Genomic DNA, 13834 nt, shown 5'->3' with positions numbered 1-13834 from the left:
ACGTGAGTCCCGGTACAAAGAGATCCGATGTATCTCGGCAGTTTGCCCGGATTGTCTGCAGCTGGCCGTTCACTGGGCTGAATCATCGAGCGCCCTACGTCGTGGTCACCGTCTCGCAGGTCACCTTCTGCCCCGGCGCGGCCTTCGCACTGGCCAGCACCTTCTCGCCGTCGAGCAGGATGCGGCACGACGCCACCTGGTCGCCGTTCGGCGACGCGGTGACGCCCGCCTTCTCGCCGGCGTTGATGACCACCTCGTGCGTGAACGGAACAGGCACGGCCTTGGTGACGGTCTGCGGGGTCTGCTTCTTGTACCGGTCCGGGTTCTCGAGGTACTCGATCCGCACCGGGCCGTCGGCGGCCGGTTCGGTCGTCACCTCGTAGGTGATGGCCCAGGCCTTGCCGATCAGCGTGTTCCAGCCGCCGAAGTGGTTGACCAGGACGACGGTGCCCGTGCCGATCACGGCCAGCACCGCCAGCACGACGAGCGTCTTCATAGGACAGACGTTAGGGCGTCACGCGTGCACGGGCATCGTTCGGTGGTGTGACTGTGAGGTCATCCCTCAGAACGACTCACTTGAGCAGGAGGCGCACCGTGAGTTCGAGCCGGTTCGCGACGTCCGTGGCCGTGGCGCGGCGGGTGACCCAGGCGACCAGGTTGGACAGCCACACGTCGCCGATCACGCGGGCGATGGCCTTCTGCTCGTCGGTCGGGTCCTCGTCGCTCATGGCGCGGGTGAACATGCTCTCCATCAGCCAGGCCACGCGGTCGACCTCGGCACCCGCGGAGGCGTCGGCGAAGGTGAACGCGCGCGTCATCGCCTCGGTGAGGTGCGGGTTGCGCTGCAGGCCCCTGGTGATGCGGCCGAGGACGAACAGCACGCGCTCGTAGGCGCTGTCGCCGGGGACCGTGGTGCGGTCCATCTTCTCCTGGGCGCGTTCGAGTTCCACCGCGAGGCTCGACACGAGCAGGTGGACCTTCGACGGGAAGTAGCGGTACAACGTGCCCAGTGCGACGTCCGCGCGGTCGGCGACGGCGCGCATCTGGACGGCGTCGAACCCGCCCTTGGACGCCAGCGCGATGGTCGCGTCGACGATCCGCTTGCGCCGTTCGCGCTGGGCAGCGGAGCTGAGCTCCTCGCCCGCCATCAGCGCGTCCGTGCGCGACTTCGAAGGTGACACGGAGATGATCCTCCTGGAACGTGTTGCAGCTGCCCCTCCATCGTACTCGATCGGTTTGGCGGCCATGATCTGTTGCCCGAATTAGAACACGTTCTATAAACTCCTTCACATCTTGGAGGAGGCCGCATGCCGATCGCCGCGACCGGGGAACAACGAGCGTTGCGCGACAGCGTGGACGCCGCGAAGGGCGAGTGGGCCGACCTCGTCCGGGTCGGGTTCTTCGAGGTGGTGCGGGAGGGCGGCACCGTCGTCGATCTCGCGGTGATGCTGGAACGGGCCGCGGAGAACCTCGTGCCGGGGCCGTTGCTGCCCACGGCGCTGGTGTCCGTCCTGGTCCCGGAGTTCGAGGGAATCGCGGGGTTCGGGTTCTCGTCTCAACACGTGGTCGGTGCGGCCGAAGCCACGCACGTGTTGGTCAGAACGGACTCCTGGCGGCTCGCGCCCGTCGCGCAGGTGACCGAGCTCGACGCCGTCGACCTCTCGCGGTCGCTGGGGTCGGTGGTCGTGACCGAACCCGGTGCCGAGGTCGGCGACCCCACGGACCTCGCGGTCACGTTGATGGCCGCGGAGGCGAGCGGGGTCGCCGCGTGGTGCCTGAACACCGCGGTCTCGTATGCCAAGCAGCGTCAGCAGTTCGGGCGGGCCATCGGGTCGTTCCAGGCCGTGAAGCACCTGTGCGTCGAGATGCTGTGCCGGGCCGAGCAGGCCAGTTCGGTCGCGTGGGACGCGGCCGGATCGGTCGGTGAAGACGAACATCCGCTGGCGGCGGCGGTCGCGGCGGCCGTGGCACTGGACGCGGCGGTGCGCAACGCCAAGGACTGCATCCAGGTGCTGGGCGGCATCGGGTTCACCTGGGAGCACGACGCCCACCGCTACCTGCGCCGGGCTCTCGCGTTGCAGCAGCTCGCCGGTGGGATCACCCGGTGGCGGCGCCGGGTCGCGGAGCTGGCGCTGCAAGGCATGCGTCGCTCCCACGCCATGGAGATCGCGGGCGATCCGGAGGTGCGGGCGTTCGCCGAGGAGATCGCCGGGCTGGCACCGGCGGAGCAGCGGGAACGGCTGGCGGACAGCGGTTTCCTGGTGCCGCACTGGCCGCGTCCGTACGGGTTGGACGCCGACCCGGCACGGCAGCTGGTGATCGACGACGAGTTCGCGCGGGCCGGGGTGCGCAGGCCGGACCTGGTGATCGGCGGCTGGGCGGGCCCGACGATCCTCCGGCACGGAACCGCCGAGCAGCAGGAACGGTTCGTGCGGCCGACGCTGCGCGGCGAGATCACCTGGTGCCAGCTGTTCAGCGAACCGGAGGCGGGCTCGGACCTGGCGTCGTTGCGCACCAGGGCCGTGCGGGCCGACGGCGGCTGGCGGATCACCGGACAGAAGGTGTGGACGTCGCTCGCGCACCAGGCCGACTGGGCGATCTGCCTCGCCCGCACGGACTCGTCGGTGCCCAAGCACAAGGGCATCACGTACTTCCTGGTGGACATGCGGTCAGAAGGTGTCGACGTGCGGCCGTTGCGGGAGATCACCGGCGACGCCCGGTTCAACGAGGTCTTCCTGGACGACGTGTTCGTGCCCGACGACTGCGTGGTCGGCGAGGTGAACGACGGCTGGCGGCTGGCGCGCACGACGCTCGCCAACGAACGGGTCGCGATGGGGTCGTCGCTGGGCGAGTCGCTGGAACGGGTGCTGGCTTCCCCTGCCGCGACCGGCCGCCAGGAACGGCTGGGCGAACTGGTGGCACAGGGGCTTGCCGTGGCGGCGCTGGACCTGCGGGCGAACCTGCGGGTGCTGGGCGGGCAGGAGCCGGGCGCGGAGGCCAGCGTGCGCAAGCTGGTCGGGGTGCGGCAGCGGCAGGACGTCGCGGAGTTCGCGGTCGAGCTGCTCGGTCCCGACGCGAGTGTGCACAACGACCTGGTCCACGAGTTCCTGCTGACGCGGTGCCTGAGCATCGCGGGCGGGACGACGCAGGTGCTGATGAACCTCGCCGGCGAACGGATTCTCGGTCTACCGAGGGAGAGCTGATGGACTTCGAGCTCGACGAGACCCAGCGGGAGATCGCCGCGCTGGCGGCCGACGTGCTGGGCCGCGAGAGCGACACCCCCTGGAAGGCCTTGGGGGAGGCGGGTTTGCTGTCCCTGGCCGTTCCGGAACGGCTTGGTGGCGACGGGCTCGGCGTCTTGGAAACAGCCGTGCTGCTGACCGAGGTCGGTCGGCGGGCGGTGGACGTTCCCGCGCTGGCCACACTCGCGTTGGGAGTGCTGCCGATCGTCACGCACGGGACTGAAGAGCAACAGGACGAGCTGCTGCCGCTGGTCACCGAGCAGCACGGCGTGTTCACGGCAGCGCTGAGCGAACCGTCGGCGCCGCTGCCGGCCGTTCCGAGCACCAAGGCAGGGCCGGACGGGATCTTCGGCGTGAAGATCAACGTGCCGCACGCCGCCGAGGCACGGCGAATCCTCGTGAGCACCGACACCGGCGTCCACGTGGTGGACCCTGCGCAACCCGGCGTGTCCATTTCGGACGGAACCGTGCGCTTCGACGGCGCTCGCGGTGAGGAACTGCCCGGCGCGGCCGAGGACCTGCGCCGCTTCGCCCTGGCAGGCGCGTGCGCGGTGGCCGACGGCGTCCTCGCGGGAGCGCTCGACCTCACCGTGCAGCACGTCGGCACCCGCCACCAGTTCGGCAAGCCGCTGTCGGCGTTCCAGGCGGCCGCGTGCCAGGTCGCGGACGTCTACATCGCCTCCCGCACCCTCCACCTCGCGGCGCTGACCGCCTGCTGGAGCCTCGACGACAGCGACCTCGCCACCGCCGCCTACTGGCTGGCGGCAGAAGCGCTCCCGGCCGTCCACACCTGCCACCACCTGCACGGCGGTCTGGGGCTCGACATCACCTACCCGATGCACCGCTACTACGGCATGGCCAAGGAGCTGACGCGGTTCGTCGGCGGAGTGGAGCACCGCTTGGGGGCCATCGATGTTCATTGACCTCACCGCCGACCAACGTGCGTTACGGGACGAGCTGCGCGAGTACTTCGCGAACCTCATGTCCCAGGAGGAACGCGAGGCGATGCTCACCGAACGCCACGGCGCGACCTACCGCGAACTCGTGCGCAGGCTCGGCCGCGACGGCAGGCTCGGCGTCGGCTGGCCGGTGGAGTACGGCGGCAAGGGGTTCGGGCAGGTCGAGCAGCAGATCTTCGTCAACGAGGCCGCGCGCGCCGACGTGCCGCTGCCGTACGTGACGCTGCAGACCGTCGGCCCGACGCTGCAGGCGTTCGGAACCCAGGAGCAGAAGGACTTCTTCCTGCCGCGCATCCTCAGCGGCGACCTCCACTTCGCCATCGGCTACACCGAGCCGGACGCGGGCACGGACCTGGCCGCGTTGCGCACCAAGGCGGTTCGGGTCGATGACCACTACATCGTCAACGGGCAGAAGACGTTCACGACGGGCGGCCACGACGCGGACTACGTGTGGCTCGCCTGCCGCACCGGAGCGCCGGACTCGCGGCACAAGGGCATCACGATCCTCATCGTCGACACGAAGGATCCCGGCTACTCGTGGACGCCGATCATCACGTGCGACGGCGCGCACCACGTCAACGCCACCTACTACAACGACGTCCGGGTACCCGAAAGTCGCAGGGTCGGCGAGGAGAACGAGGGCTGGCGGCTGATCACCACCCAGCTCAACCACGAGCGCGTGATGCTCGGCCCGTCCGGCCGGATCGGTGCCCTGCTGGAACGGGTCCACCGCTGGGCAGCCGAACGCGAGCTCCTCGACGAACCGGACGTGCGGCGGGCGCTGGCGGAGGCCAGGGCGGTGCACCGGGTGAACGAGCTGCTGAACTGGCAGGTCGCCGGCGGCGAGGTGTCCGTCGCGGACGCGTCGGCGACCAAGGTGTTCGCCGCGGACCGCACCCAGCGCGTCGGACGGCTGCTGGAGGAGCTCGTCGGACGCCACGGTGCCGACGCCGAACTTGTGCGGTGGCTGGACGTTCAGGCACGGCGCAACCTCGTGCTGACGTTCGGCGGGGGAGTGAACGAGATCCAGCGCGAGCTGATCGCCAACATCGGCCTCGGACTTCCCAGGGTGGTGCGGTGACTGACAAAACTGCCATCGAGAAGGAAGCCGCGCGCATCGCCGAACAGGGCGAATCGGCGCCGAGGCTGGCCCGCGACCCGGTCAACCTGCCGATGATCAACAACTGGCTGGAGGTGATCGGCGACCGGCACCCCGGCTACACCGAGGTCGCGCCGCCCGCGATGGTCCAGGTGTGGACGATGGGCGGCCTGCACGGCCAGCGCGCGCCGGACGACCCGCTCGGCGCGATGATGAAGATCCTGGACGAGGCCGGCTTCACGTCGGTGGTCGCGACCAACAGCGACCAGACCTACCACCGCTACCTGCGCATAGGTGAGCACGTTTCGGTGACGTCGAGCTTGGAGGATGTGACCGGGCCGAAGAAGACGGCGCTGGGAGAAGGGTGGTTCGTCACGACCAGGAGCACCTGGTACGTGGGGGACGAGGCCGTGGCGGAGATGCGGTTCCGGGTCTTGAAGTTCCGCCCTGCGGAGAAACAGGAAACCAAGCCCGAGCCGCAGAAAGCTCAGGCGATCCGCCCTTCGATCAACCGCGACACCGAGTACTTCTGGGAGGGCTGCCGAAACCAGGAGCTCCGCATCCAACGCTGCGGCGGCTGCGGCCTCCTGCGCCACCCACCGGGCCCGATGTGCCCGGAATGCGGTGCCACCAAACCGAAGTACCTCGTCTCGGACGGCCGCGGCGTCGTCTACAGCTACGTCGTGCACCACCACCCGCAGGTGCCCGGCAAGCAGACCCCGTTCGTCATCGCCCTGGTCGAGCTGGACGAGGGCGTGCGCATGCTCGGCGAACTGGACGGCGAACCGAGCATCGGGCTGCCGGTCGAGGTCGTGTTCACGAAGGTCGACGACGAACTGACGATGCCGAGCTGGAGGCCCCGTGCGGACCGGTGATTCCCTGCCAGAGTGGCACGTCGAGGCCACGCCGACGTTCGTGATCAGCACCGCGATCGCGACGCGGGACTTCCAGGACGTCCACCACGACCGCGACCTCGCGATCAAGCGCGGCTCGAAGGACATCTTCATCAACATCCTCACCACGACCGGGCTGGTGCAGCGGTACGTCACGGACTGGGCGGGCCCGGAAGCGCTGGTGCGTCAGGTGAACATCCGGCTCGGCGCGCCCTGCTACGCCTACGACACGCTGAAGTTCTTCGGCCAGGTCGTCGAACGCGACGAGCAGGACCTGACCATCGAGGTCGTCGGCAGGACCGGGCACGGCGACCACGTCACCGGCATCGTGAAGATCGAGGTTCCGGCATGAACGCCGCGATTGTGGGCATCGGCGCGACCGACTTCTCCAAGAACTCCGGGCGCAGCGAGCTCCAGCTGGCCGCCGAGGCGGTCAGCGCCGCTCTGCGGGACGCCGGTCTCACACCCTCCGATGTGGACGGTCTGGTCAGCTTCACCATGGACACCAACGCCGAGATCGCGGTCGCCCGTGAGCTCGGCATCCCGGAGCTGACGTTCTTCAGTCGCGTCCACTACGGCGGCGGTGCGGCGTGCGCGACCGTCCAGCAGGCCGCCATGGCCGTCGAAACCGGCGCGGCGAAGGTCGTCGTGTGCTACCGCGCGTTCAATGAACGCTCGGGCCACCGGTTCGGCCAGGTGCAGACGGCGGCCGCCGCGAACATCGACAACAGCTGGTCGTACCCGATGGGCCTGGGCACTCCGGCCGCGATGGTCGCCATGTTCGCCCGCCGCTACATGCACGAGTACGGCGCGACCTCCGAGGACTTCGGCCGGATCGCGGTGATCGACCGCAAGCACGCCGCCACGAACCCGCACGCGTGGTTCCACAACAGGCCGATCACCCTCGACGATCACCAGGCCTCCCGCTGGATCGCCGAACCGCTGCGGCTGCTCGACTGCTGCCAGGAGACCGACGGCGGGGTGGCGTTGGTCGTCACCTCGGCGGACCGCGCCCGCGATCTGCCGCAGAAGCCCGCGCACGTCAAGGCAGCCACGCAGGGGAGCGGTCCCGACCAGTTCACGATGACGAGCTACTACCGCGACGACCTGACCAGGCTGCCCGAGATGGGCGTGGTGGCACGCGGGCTGTGGGAGAGGTCGGGCATCGGTCCGTCCGATGTGGACGTCGCCGTGCTCTACGACCACTTCACGCCGTTCGTGCTGGTCCAGCTGGAAGAGCTGGGTTTCTGCGGCAGGGGCGAGGCCAAGGACTTCGTGGCGTCCGGTGCTCTGGAACTGGACGGTGACCTGCCGCTCAACCCGCACGGCGGCCAGCTCGGCGAGGCCTATCTGCACGGCATGAACGGCATCGCCGAGGGCGTGCGCCAGGTGCGCGGCACCGCGGTGAACCAGGTCGCGGACGTCGAGCACGTCCTGGTCACCGCCGGCACCGGCGTCCCGACGAGCGGTCTCGTGCTAGGCGCGTCGTAGCCGGTCGCGCATGACCTTGCGCACCAGGGTCAGCAGCCCCTTGGGCTCGTTCTCCTGCTCCGGCTGGAGGTACCCGAGCAGCTTGTGCAGCAGCTCGTTGGTCGACGTCCACAGTGGAACGAAGTCGCCGGCGACGGGACCGGTGCCGCGAACAGGACCGCCGGTCAGCTCGGTGACGCGCCGCATGAGGTCGAGGGTCTGCTCGTCGCGGAACACGAGGTGCACCTCGTCCTCGGTCAGCCGCAGCTCCATCCTGCGCGCCGCGACCTCCTCGGGGGTGGCGTCGGTGGTGCTCTCCGGGTCGAGCTCGTCGATCTTCGCGGCGATGGCCTCCGGATCGACGCCGAGGTCGGCGAGCACGCGGGCCGCCATGCTGCCCTCGGACCTCACCAGGGCCTCCAGCAGGTGGTGGCTGCCGACCGGGCCCGCGCCGGCCAGCGCCTCCGCGGCGGAGAACGCCTCCTCCGCCGCCGTGGTGGACTTCTGCGTGCGGGTGGCCGGTTCGGTCATCTCGGCCAGCACGAGTCTGCGCACGCGGTCGAGGTCCTCGGCGTGCCGCACGATGATCTGGGCAGCGACGCCCTCGCCCTCCCTGATCAGCCCGAGCAGCACGTGTTCCGGCCCGATGTGGTTGTGGTTCAGGCTGAGCGCCTCCCGCAACGACAGCTCGAGGACCTTCTTCGCCCGCGGCGTGAAGGGGATGTGCCCCTCCTTCTTCGGCTCGGTGCCGGCGCCGACGATCTCGACCACGTCCGCCCGCACCGTCTCCTTGGTGAGCCCGACGCGGTGGAGCACCTTGGCCGCGACGCTGGCCGGCGCGTCGAACAGGCCGAGCAGCACGTGCTCGGTCCCGATGTAGTTGTGCTGCAACTCCCGCGAGGCCTCCTGCGCTCGGACGACGACCTGGCGGGCCTCCCCGGTGAATCTCTCGAACATGAAGCCAGCGTGCGCGCCTATGATTGACCCTGTCAATGCTGTGTCACTGACAGGGTGGTGTGCCAATGTCAGGCGAATGGGAAGACCGGCTCGCTCGCTGGCAGGATGAGCTGAAGCTGTTCGCGCAGCTGGAGGACACGCCGTGGGTGTCGCTCGCGCAGGCCGAGGCGGAGACCGGGGTGTCCCGCTCTGCCCTGCGTTCCTGGTATCGCAACGGTGAGATCGAGTCCCGCCTGGTCGACGGACCGAACGGCCCGCAGCGGCTGGTTCCGCTGGACGCCGTGGTGGAGCGCGCCGCGAAGTCGCCGCGGATCCAGCGCCGGGCCGAGCGCGAGATCGGGCTCGAAGCGCAGGTGACCCTGCTGCGGCACCGGATCGACCAGCTGGAGCTGCGGCTCGCGGCGCTGGAGCGCCGGCCGCCGGTCAGCGAAGGTTGAGCACCGCGTCGGTGAGCACGGCGCGGTCCGCGGCGGAAGTCGTCAGCAGGAGCCGTGAACCGTCCCGCCACACCCGCGTCGTCAGCGTCTCGCCGGGGAACACCACCCCCGCGAACTTCGCGCCGAACGACAGCACCTGCTCCGGCCCGTCGAGCAGTGCGTCGATCACGGCCTTGCACACCACGCCGTACGTGCAGAGCCCGTGCAGGATCGGCCGGTCGAAGCCGACCCGCTGCGCGAACTCCGGATCGGCGTGCAACGGGTTCCTGTCTCCGCACAGCCGATACAGGTACGCCTGCTGCGGCAACGTGGGCGTCTCGATCACCGCGTCTGGTTCACGCGACGGCATCTCGACCTTCTGGGAAGGCCCGCGCGACCCGCCGAACCCGCCCTCACCACGTGCGAAGATGCTGGACCTCGTGGTGTAGAGCGAAGTCCCGTCCGGAGTCACGGCTGTCGACTCCTGCACGATGACCGCGGCTTTCCCCTTGTCCCAGACGTCGGCGATCCGCGTCCGCAGCACGGCCTCGCCCTCGGCCGGGACGGGTTCGTGCACGGTGATCTCCTGCGTCCCGTGCAGCACCCGAGCCAGGTCGATGTCGATACCGGGGAACGACACGGCGGGCGGCGCGGTCTCGTGGAACCGGGGCGCGACGACGCCGAACGTCGGCAGCACCCGCAGCCCCCGCTCGTAGACGTACCGGAGTTCCGTGGCTCCCAGGGCCAGGTGGTAGAGCAGCACGTCCGACTGCGTCCAGGAGAACTTGATCTCGGGCAGTTCCGCCCCGATCGCGACGTCCGGGTCGATCGGCATCAGGCGCCCCTCACTCGTAGGTGATCTTCACGACGTCGGTGACCGGAACCGACTGGCACGCCAGCACGATGCCGTCGGCGATGTCCTCGGAGTCGAGCACGTCGTTGTTGAGCATCTTGACCTCGCCCTCGACGAGGCGGCACGCACACGCGCTGCACGCCCCCTCACGGCACGAGTACGGCGCGTCGAGCCCCTTCTCCAGCAACAGGTCGAGGAGTTTCGTCCGCGCCGGCCACGGAAACCGGTGCTGCTCACCGTCCAGATCGACCTCGACGACAGCGTCCGGCCGATCGTCCGCCAGCGGCTCGACCGAAGTGAACGGATCACTCGACAACGACACGAACTTCTCGATGTGCACGACCGGAACGTCGTGCAGGGCCTTGCGCGCGGCCTCCATGAACGGCGTCGGCCCGCACACGAACGCCTCGTCGCACTCACGCACGAACGCCCGCAACGCACCCACGTGCGGCAACCCCTGCACCGACTCCAGCCAGTGCACCACGACCAGCCGATCCGGATGCGCCCGCGCCAGCTCGTCGAGCTCACGCGCGAAGATCACCGAGTCCTCGTCCCTGTTGGCGTACACCAGGAACACCCGGCCGGACCCCTGCGTCAGCACCGCCCGGATGATCGACATGACCGGCGTGATCCCGCTCCCGGCCGCGAACGCCAGCAGCGAGGAGTCCAGCGAGGACGGCGTGAAGACCCCGGCCGGAGCGAGCACGTCCAGCTCGCACCCCGCGCTGAGCCGGTCGCACATCCAGTGCGAGCCGTACCCGTCCGGCGTCCGCTTGACCGTGATCTTCAACGGCTCACCCGGCGCGCTGGACAGGGAGTAGCAGCGCGCCACGTCACCCGCCCGCACGGTCAGGAACTGCCCGGGTTTCACCGCGAAGTCCACTCCGGACAACACGAACGAGCGCGCGTCCGCGGTCTCCTCGATCACGGCCTCGACCCGCAGCCGGTGCACCTCAGCCATCGGCGACCTCCAGCGTTCCGTCGCGCACGGCCTTCTCGATGCTGTCGCGCAACCGCAGGCACGTCGGCACGAACGCCGACCGCGGCCCGCACAACTCGGGACAGGAACTGGTGTCGGCGAGCCACTGCACGCTCGTGTGCTGCGGGCTGTTCTTCTTGACCAGCACCCGGTTCCCGCAGTCGCACCTCACCGGCACCATCCCGCCGACGAGGAACTCGTCGCGCTCGTTCACGTCGCCTGCTCCTGAGGTGCCGGTTCCCTCTTGGCGAGGTTCTCGGCGACCTCCTTCTCCCACACCTCGATGGCACGACTCGTGTCGACCTCGAACTCGAAGCGGCGCACCATGTCGTCGGTGACGTCCTCCACGTCGACGTAGAACTGCTCGTACCACCGCCGCAGCTGGTAGACGGGCCCGTCCTCCTCGCACAGCAACGGGTTGTCGATCCGCGTCTTGTTCTGCCAGATCTCCACGTCCTGCAGGAACCCGACCCCGATGCCGCGCGCGAACTTCGCCGCGATCTTGTCGGCGTGCTCGTCGGAGACACCGGGCAGCTTCTTCACGATCGCGCCCCACTGCAGCCGGAACGACGTCGGCGTGATCGGGTAGTGGCAGTTGATCAGCACCGTCTCGATCTCCAGGCCCTTGTAGTCGTTCCACAGGTAGTCGATCATGTACGACGGCCCGTAGTACGAGGCTTCCGACCGCACCTCCACGTCACCCGTGTAGTTCGAGCCCATCGCGACGTCCGGCCGCCCGCGCGTGGTCAGGTACTGCGAGGCGATGTGGCCTTCCATCACGTTCTTGAAGTACGTGGGGAACGCGAAGTGGATGTAGAAGAAGTGGGCCATGTCCACGACGTTGTCGATGATCTCGCGGCAGTTCGCGCCGTCGATCACCACCGAGTCCCAGGTCCAGTTGCTCCACTCGTCGCTGAATGCCGCGTCGATGCGCGGGATCGTGACGTGCGCGGGCGGCGGGTTGCCCTGCGGGTCGTTCCACACGAAGAGCTGTTTGTTCTCCTCCAACGTGATCCACGACCGGGTGCGCGCCCGCAGCGGAACCCGTTTGGCGTAGGGGATGTCGACGCACTTGCCGTTGCCCGCCCAGCGCCAGTCGTGGAACGGGCAGGCGACGGTGTTGCCCTTGATCGTGCCCTGGGTGAGGTCGCCGCCCATGTGCCGGCAGTACCCGTCGAGCACGTTGAGCTTGCCGTCCTCAGTTCCGAACACGACGAGCTTCGTGCCGAACGCCTCGACGGCGTGGGGTTTGCCGTCGCGGAAGCTGTCGGCCAGGCCGAGGCAGTGCCAGCCGCGCGCGAACCGCGCTGGAGGTGCGCCGGTGTCGATCGTCCGCACGCTGTCCTGCGTCATCGCATTCCTCCACAGATGTCGAGTCCGGCGAGATAACCGAACGTCATAGCCGGTCCGAGGGTGGCGCCCGCGCCCGCGTAGGTGTGTCCCATCACCGACGCCGTGGTGTTGCCCGCCGCGTACAGGCCTTCGATCACCGAACCGTCCTCGCGCAGCACCCGCGCGTGGGTGTCGGTGCGCAGGCCGCCCTTGGTGCCGAGGTCGCCGGGCACGATCTTGACCGCGTAGAACGGGCCGGTCATGAGCGGCGCCAGGTTCGGGTTCGGGTGGTTGCGCGGATCGCCGTAGTAGCGGTCGTACGCGCTGTCGCCGCGGTGGAAGTCGGTGTCGGTGCCGTCCACGGCGAGGGTGTTGAAGTGCCGCACGGTCTCGACGAGTTCGGGGAGATCGGCTTCCTGGGCCAGTTCGTCGAGGCTGGGGGCGGTCAGCACGGCGTCGCGCCAGCGCCGGGGGAGCGGGCGGCGCGGCGGGATGCCGCAGAACGGGTAGCGGCTGCGGTAGGCGTGGTCGAACACCAGCCAGGTCTTGCCGTTCATCGCCTTCACCACGTCGATGTAGGGCGCCGCCTCGTTGACGAACCGGCGTCCGGTGCTGTCGACCAGCACGCATCCGGGCAGCGAGCGTTCGGCGAGCAGGAAGTACGGACCGCGCGGCAACGGGACGGACGGGCCCCACCAGGCCTCGTCCATCAACCCCAGCGTGCCGCCCGCGCGCAGCCCGGCCTCGATGCCGTCACCGGTGTTGGCCTTCGCTCCGACCGTCCACTCCGTACCGATGTCCTGGTGTTGTTTGCGCAGCTGCTCGTTGTGCTCGAAACCGCCCGACGCGAGCACGACGTGCCTGGCCGTGATCAGCTTGTCGCCGGCGACGATTCCGGCGACCCGGCCGTTCTCGAAGTGCAGGTCGGTCATCGCGGTGTTGAGCCGGACCTCCACGTTCAGCGCTTTCAGTCCTGCTCGAAGGCCTGCCGCCAGTGCTTGCCCCATGGTGAGCCGTCTGCCGGGCAGGAACCGGCGGGCGAAGACCTTGGCCGCGGTCAGCAGGCCGCGTGGATGCCGTCCGATCAGCGTGAGCCAGCGGTAGTCGGTCTGGGTGATCACGATGCCCGCCGGTGTCGGCACGTACGGCGGTTCGAGGTCCTTGATCTCCTCGCCGAGGAGCTTGGTGTCGAACGGCAGCGGTTCGACCGAACGGCCGCGCGGCCGGCCGCCGGGCGCCTCCGGGTAGTAGTCCGCGTAGTCGCGGACCCAGCGGAACTTCAACGGCGTGTGCGCGCAGACGAACGCCAGCATCGCCGGTCCGGCGTCGAGGAACGCCTCGCGCAGGTCGGCGGGCACGTCCCCGGCGATGTGCTCCAGGTACGCGCTGGCCTGCTCCGGTGAGTCGGGCTGACCGGCCGCGGCGACGACGTGGTTGTTCGGCACCCAGATGCCACCGCCGGACCGCGCCGTCGAGCCGCCGAAGTGCTCGGCCTTCTCGACGACGAGGGTGCGCAGGCCGTTCCCAGCGGTGCAGAGCGCGGCTGTCATGCCCGCCGCGCCGCTGCCGACGACGATCACGTCGTACATCGCACCTCCCCGGATGTCAGACTAGAACAGGTTATAGTTCTGAGC

At 69.2% G+C, this 13834-nt stretch carries 15 protein-coding genes and 1 pseudogene; 7 read left to right on the top strand and 9 right to left on the bottom strand.

All coding sequences use genetic code 11. From position 1 onward, the window contains the following. Positions 1-94: 94 nt before the first annotated feature. Both IEZ09_RS03920 and kstR read right to left on the bottom strand, forming a co-directional pair. Entirely contained in the window at positions 95-496 is a 402-nt protein-coding gene (locus IEZ09_RS03920) for a hypothetical protein (RefSeq protein ID WP_189252101.1), read from the bottom strand. 76 nt (positions 497-572) lie between these two features. Further along, the gene (gene kstR / locus IEZ09_RS03915) at positions 573-1148 is read right to left on the bottom strand and encodes a cholesterol catabolism transcriptional regulator KstR (RefSeq protein WP_229812232.1); all 576 of its coding nucleotides are present in this window, start codon (positions 1146-1148) and stop codon (positions 573-575) included. A gap of 159 nt (positions 1149-1307) precedes the next feature. Between kstR and IEZ09_RS03910 the strand changes: the two genes are divergently transcribed. The 6 genes from IEZ09_RS03910 to IEZ09_RS03885 are packed head-to-tail and all read left to right on the top strand — an operon-like array spanning position 1308 to position 7684. After that, a complete protein-coding gene (locus IEZ09_RS03910; RefSeq protein ID WP_189252099.1) occupies positions 1308-3203 on the top strand; it encodes an acyl-CoA dehydrogenase family protein in 1896 nt (631 codons plus the stop codon). Continuing rightward, positions 3203-4165 carry an acyl-CoA dehydrogenase family protein gene (locus tag IEZ09_RS03905; RefSeq protein ID WP_189252098.1) on the top strand — a complete coding sequence of 321 codons (963 nt, stop codon included), beginning with the start codon at positions 3203-3205 and terminating at the stop codon, positions 4163-4165. Before IEZ09_RS03910 ends, IEZ09_RS03905 begins: the two co-directional genes overlap by 1 nt. Then, on the top strand, positions 4155-5282 hold the full coding sequence (locus IEZ09_RS03900; protein ID WP_189252097.1) for an acyl-CoA dehydrogenase family protein: 1128 nt from the start codon (positions 4155-4157) through the stop codon (positions 5280-5282). The genes IEZ09_RS03905 and IEZ09_RS03900 overlap by 11 nt, the downstream gene beginning before the upstream one ends. Beyond that, a complete protein-coding gene (locus tag IEZ09_RS03895; protein ID WP_189252096.1) occupies positions 5279-6175 on the top strand; it encodes a Zn-ribbon domain-containing OB-fold protein in 897 nt (298 codons plus the stop codon). The genes IEZ09_RS03900 and IEZ09_RS03895 overlap by 4 nt, the downstream gene beginning before the upstream one ends. Beyond that, positions 6162-6545 (top strand): MaoC family dehydratase, encoded by a 384-nt coding sequence (locus tag IEZ09_RS03890; RefSeq protein WP_189252095.1) that lies wholly within the window; start codon positions 6162-6164, stop codon positions 6543-6545. The genes IEZ09_RS03895 and IEZ09_RS03890 overlap by 14 nt, the downstream gene beginning before the upstream one ends. Next, on the top strand, positions 6542-7684 hold the full coding sequence (locus tag IEZ09_RS03885) for a lipid-transfer protein (RefSeq protein WP_189252094.1): 1143 nt from the start codon (positions 6542-6544) through the stop codon (positions 7682-7684). Before IEZ09_RS03890 ends, IEZ09_RS03885 begins: the two co-directional genes overlap by 4 nt. On the opposite strand, the gene IEZ09_RS46195 is transcribed toward IEZ09_RS03885, so the two are convergent. Next, a complete protein-coding gene (locus IEZ09_RS46195; protein ID WP_268247598.1) occupies positions 7670-8194 on the bottom strand; it encodes a Clp protease N-terminal domain-containing protein in 525 nt (174 codons plus the stop codon). The genes IEZ09_RS03885 and IEZ09_RS46195 overlap by 15 nt on opposite strands. Positions 8195-8200: 6 nt before the next feature. Continuing rightward, a pseudogene (locus IEZ09_RS46190) lies at positions 8201-8620 on the bottom strand (Clp protease N-terminal domain-containing protein); the annotation flags it as partial. Positions 8621-8685: 65 nt separating this feature from the next. Here IEZ09_RS46190 and IEZ09_RS03875 point away from each other — a divergent pair. Next, complete coding sequence (locus tag IEZ09_RS03875) at positions 8686-9057, top strand: excisionase (RefSeq protein ID WP_189252092.1); 372 nt, start codon at positions 8686-8688, stop codon at positions 9055-9057. Here the strand turns inward: IEZ09_RS03875 and chsH3 are convergent. From chsH3 to IEZ09_RS03850, 5 genes are read right to left on the bottom strand one after another with little or no spacing between them, the layout of a single operon-like run. After that, positions 9044-9871 carry an enoyl-CoA hydratase ChsH3 gene (chsH3, locus tag IEZ09_RS03870; protein WP_189252091.1) on the bottom strand — a complete coding sequence of 276 codons (828 nt, stop codon included), beginning with the start codon at positions 9869-9871 and terminating at the stop codon, positions 9044-9046. The genes IEZ09_RS03875 and chsH3 overlap by 14 nt on opposite strands. 10 nt (positions 9872-9881) lie before the next feature. Beyond that, positions 9882-10850 carry a ferredoxin--NADP reductase gene (locus IEZ09_RS03865; RefSeq protein ID WP_189252090.1) on the bottom strand — a complete coding sequence of 323 codons (969 nt, stop codon included), beginning with the start codon at positions 10848-10850 and terminating at the stop codon, positions 9882-9884. After that, the gene (locus IEZ09_RS03860) at positions 10843-11082 is read right to left on the bottom strand and encodes a hypothetical protein (RefSeq protein ID WP_440590317.1); all 240 of its coding nucleotides are present in this window, start codon (positions 11080-11082) and stop codon (positions 10843-10845) included. Before IEZ09_RS03860 ends, IEZ09_RS03865 begins: the two co-directional genes overlap by 8 nt. Next, entirely contained in the window at positions 11079-12221 is a 1143-nt protein-coding gene (locus IEZ09_RS03855) for a 3-ketosteroid-9-alpha-monooxygenase, oxygenase component (protein WP_189252089.1), read from the bottom strand. Before IEZ09_RS03855 ends, IEZ09_RS03860 begins: the two co-directional genes overlap by 4 nt. Further along, complete coding sequence (locus IEZ09_RS03850; RefSeq protein WP_189252088.1) at positions 12218-13789, bottom strand: FAD-dependent oxidoreductase; 1572 nt, start codon at positions 13787-13789, stop codon at positions 12218-12220. Before IEZ09_RS03850 ends, IEZ09_RS03855 begins: the two co-directional genes overlap by 4 nt. Between the last annotated feature and the right edge of the window lie 45 nt (positions 13790-13834).

Source organism: Lentzea flava (assembly GCF_014648475.1).
Taxonomy (GTDB): domain Bacteria; phylum Actinomycetota; class Actinomycetes; order Mycobacteriales; family Pseudonocardiaceae; genus Lentzea; species Lentzea flava.
The sequence above is the reverse complement of the archived record's forward strand: the minus strand, read 5'-3'. Positions and strand labels throughout refer to the sequence as shown.

Excerpts from the sequence above, each read along its gene's own strand:
- IEZ09_RS03920 (WP_189252101.1), bottom strand. The coding sequence starts at position 496 with ATGAAGACGCTCGTCGTGCTGGCGGTGCTGGCCGTGATCGGCACGGGC.
- kstR (WP_229812232.1), bottom strand. The coding sequence starts at position 1,148 with ATGGCGGGCGAGGAGCTCAGCTCCGCTGCCCAGCGCGAACGGCGCAAG.
- IEZ09_RS03910 (WP_189252099.1), top strand. The coding sequence starts at position 1,308 with ATGCCGATCGCCGCGACCGGGGAACAACGAGCGTTGCGCGACAGCGTG.
- IEZ09_RS03905 (WP_189252098.1), top strand. The coding sequence starts at position 3,203 with ATGGACTTCGAGCTCGACGAGACCCAGCGGGAGATCGCCGCGCTGGCG.
- IEZ09_RS03900 (WP_189252097.1), top strand. The coding sequence starts at position 4,155 with ATGTTCATTGACCTCACCGCCGACCAACGTGCGTTACGGGACGAGCTG.
- IEZ09_RS03885 (WP_189252094.1), top strand. The coding sequence starts at position 6,542 with ATGAACGCCGCGATTGTGGGCATCGGCGCGACCGACTTCTCCAAGAAC.
- IEZ09_RS46195 (WP_268247598.1), bottom strand. The coding sequence starts at position 8,194 with ATGACCGAACCGGCCACCCGCACGCAGAAGTCCACCACGGCGGCGGAG.
- IEZ09_RS03875 (WP_189252092.1), top strand. The coding sequence starts at position 8,686 with ATGTCAGGCGAATGGGAAGACCGGCTCGCTCGCTGGCAGGATGAGCTG.
- chsH3 (WP_189252091.1), bottom strand. The coding sequence starts at position 9,871 with ATGCCGATCGACCCGGACGTCGCGATCGGGGCGGAACTGCCCGAGATC.
- IEZ09_RS03865 (WP_189252090.1), bottom strand. The coding sequence starts at position 10,850 with ATGGCTGAGGTGCACCGGCTGCGGGTCGAGGCCGTGATCGAGGAGACC.
- IEZ09_RS03855 (WP_189252089.1), bottom strand. The coding sequence starts at position 12,221 with ATGACGCAGGACAGCGTGCGGACGATCGACACCGGCGCACCTCCAGCG.
- IEZ09_RS03850 (WP_189252088.1), bottom strand. The coding sequence starts at position 13,789 with ATGTACGACGTGATCGTCGTCGGCAGCGGCGCGGCGGGCATGACAGCC.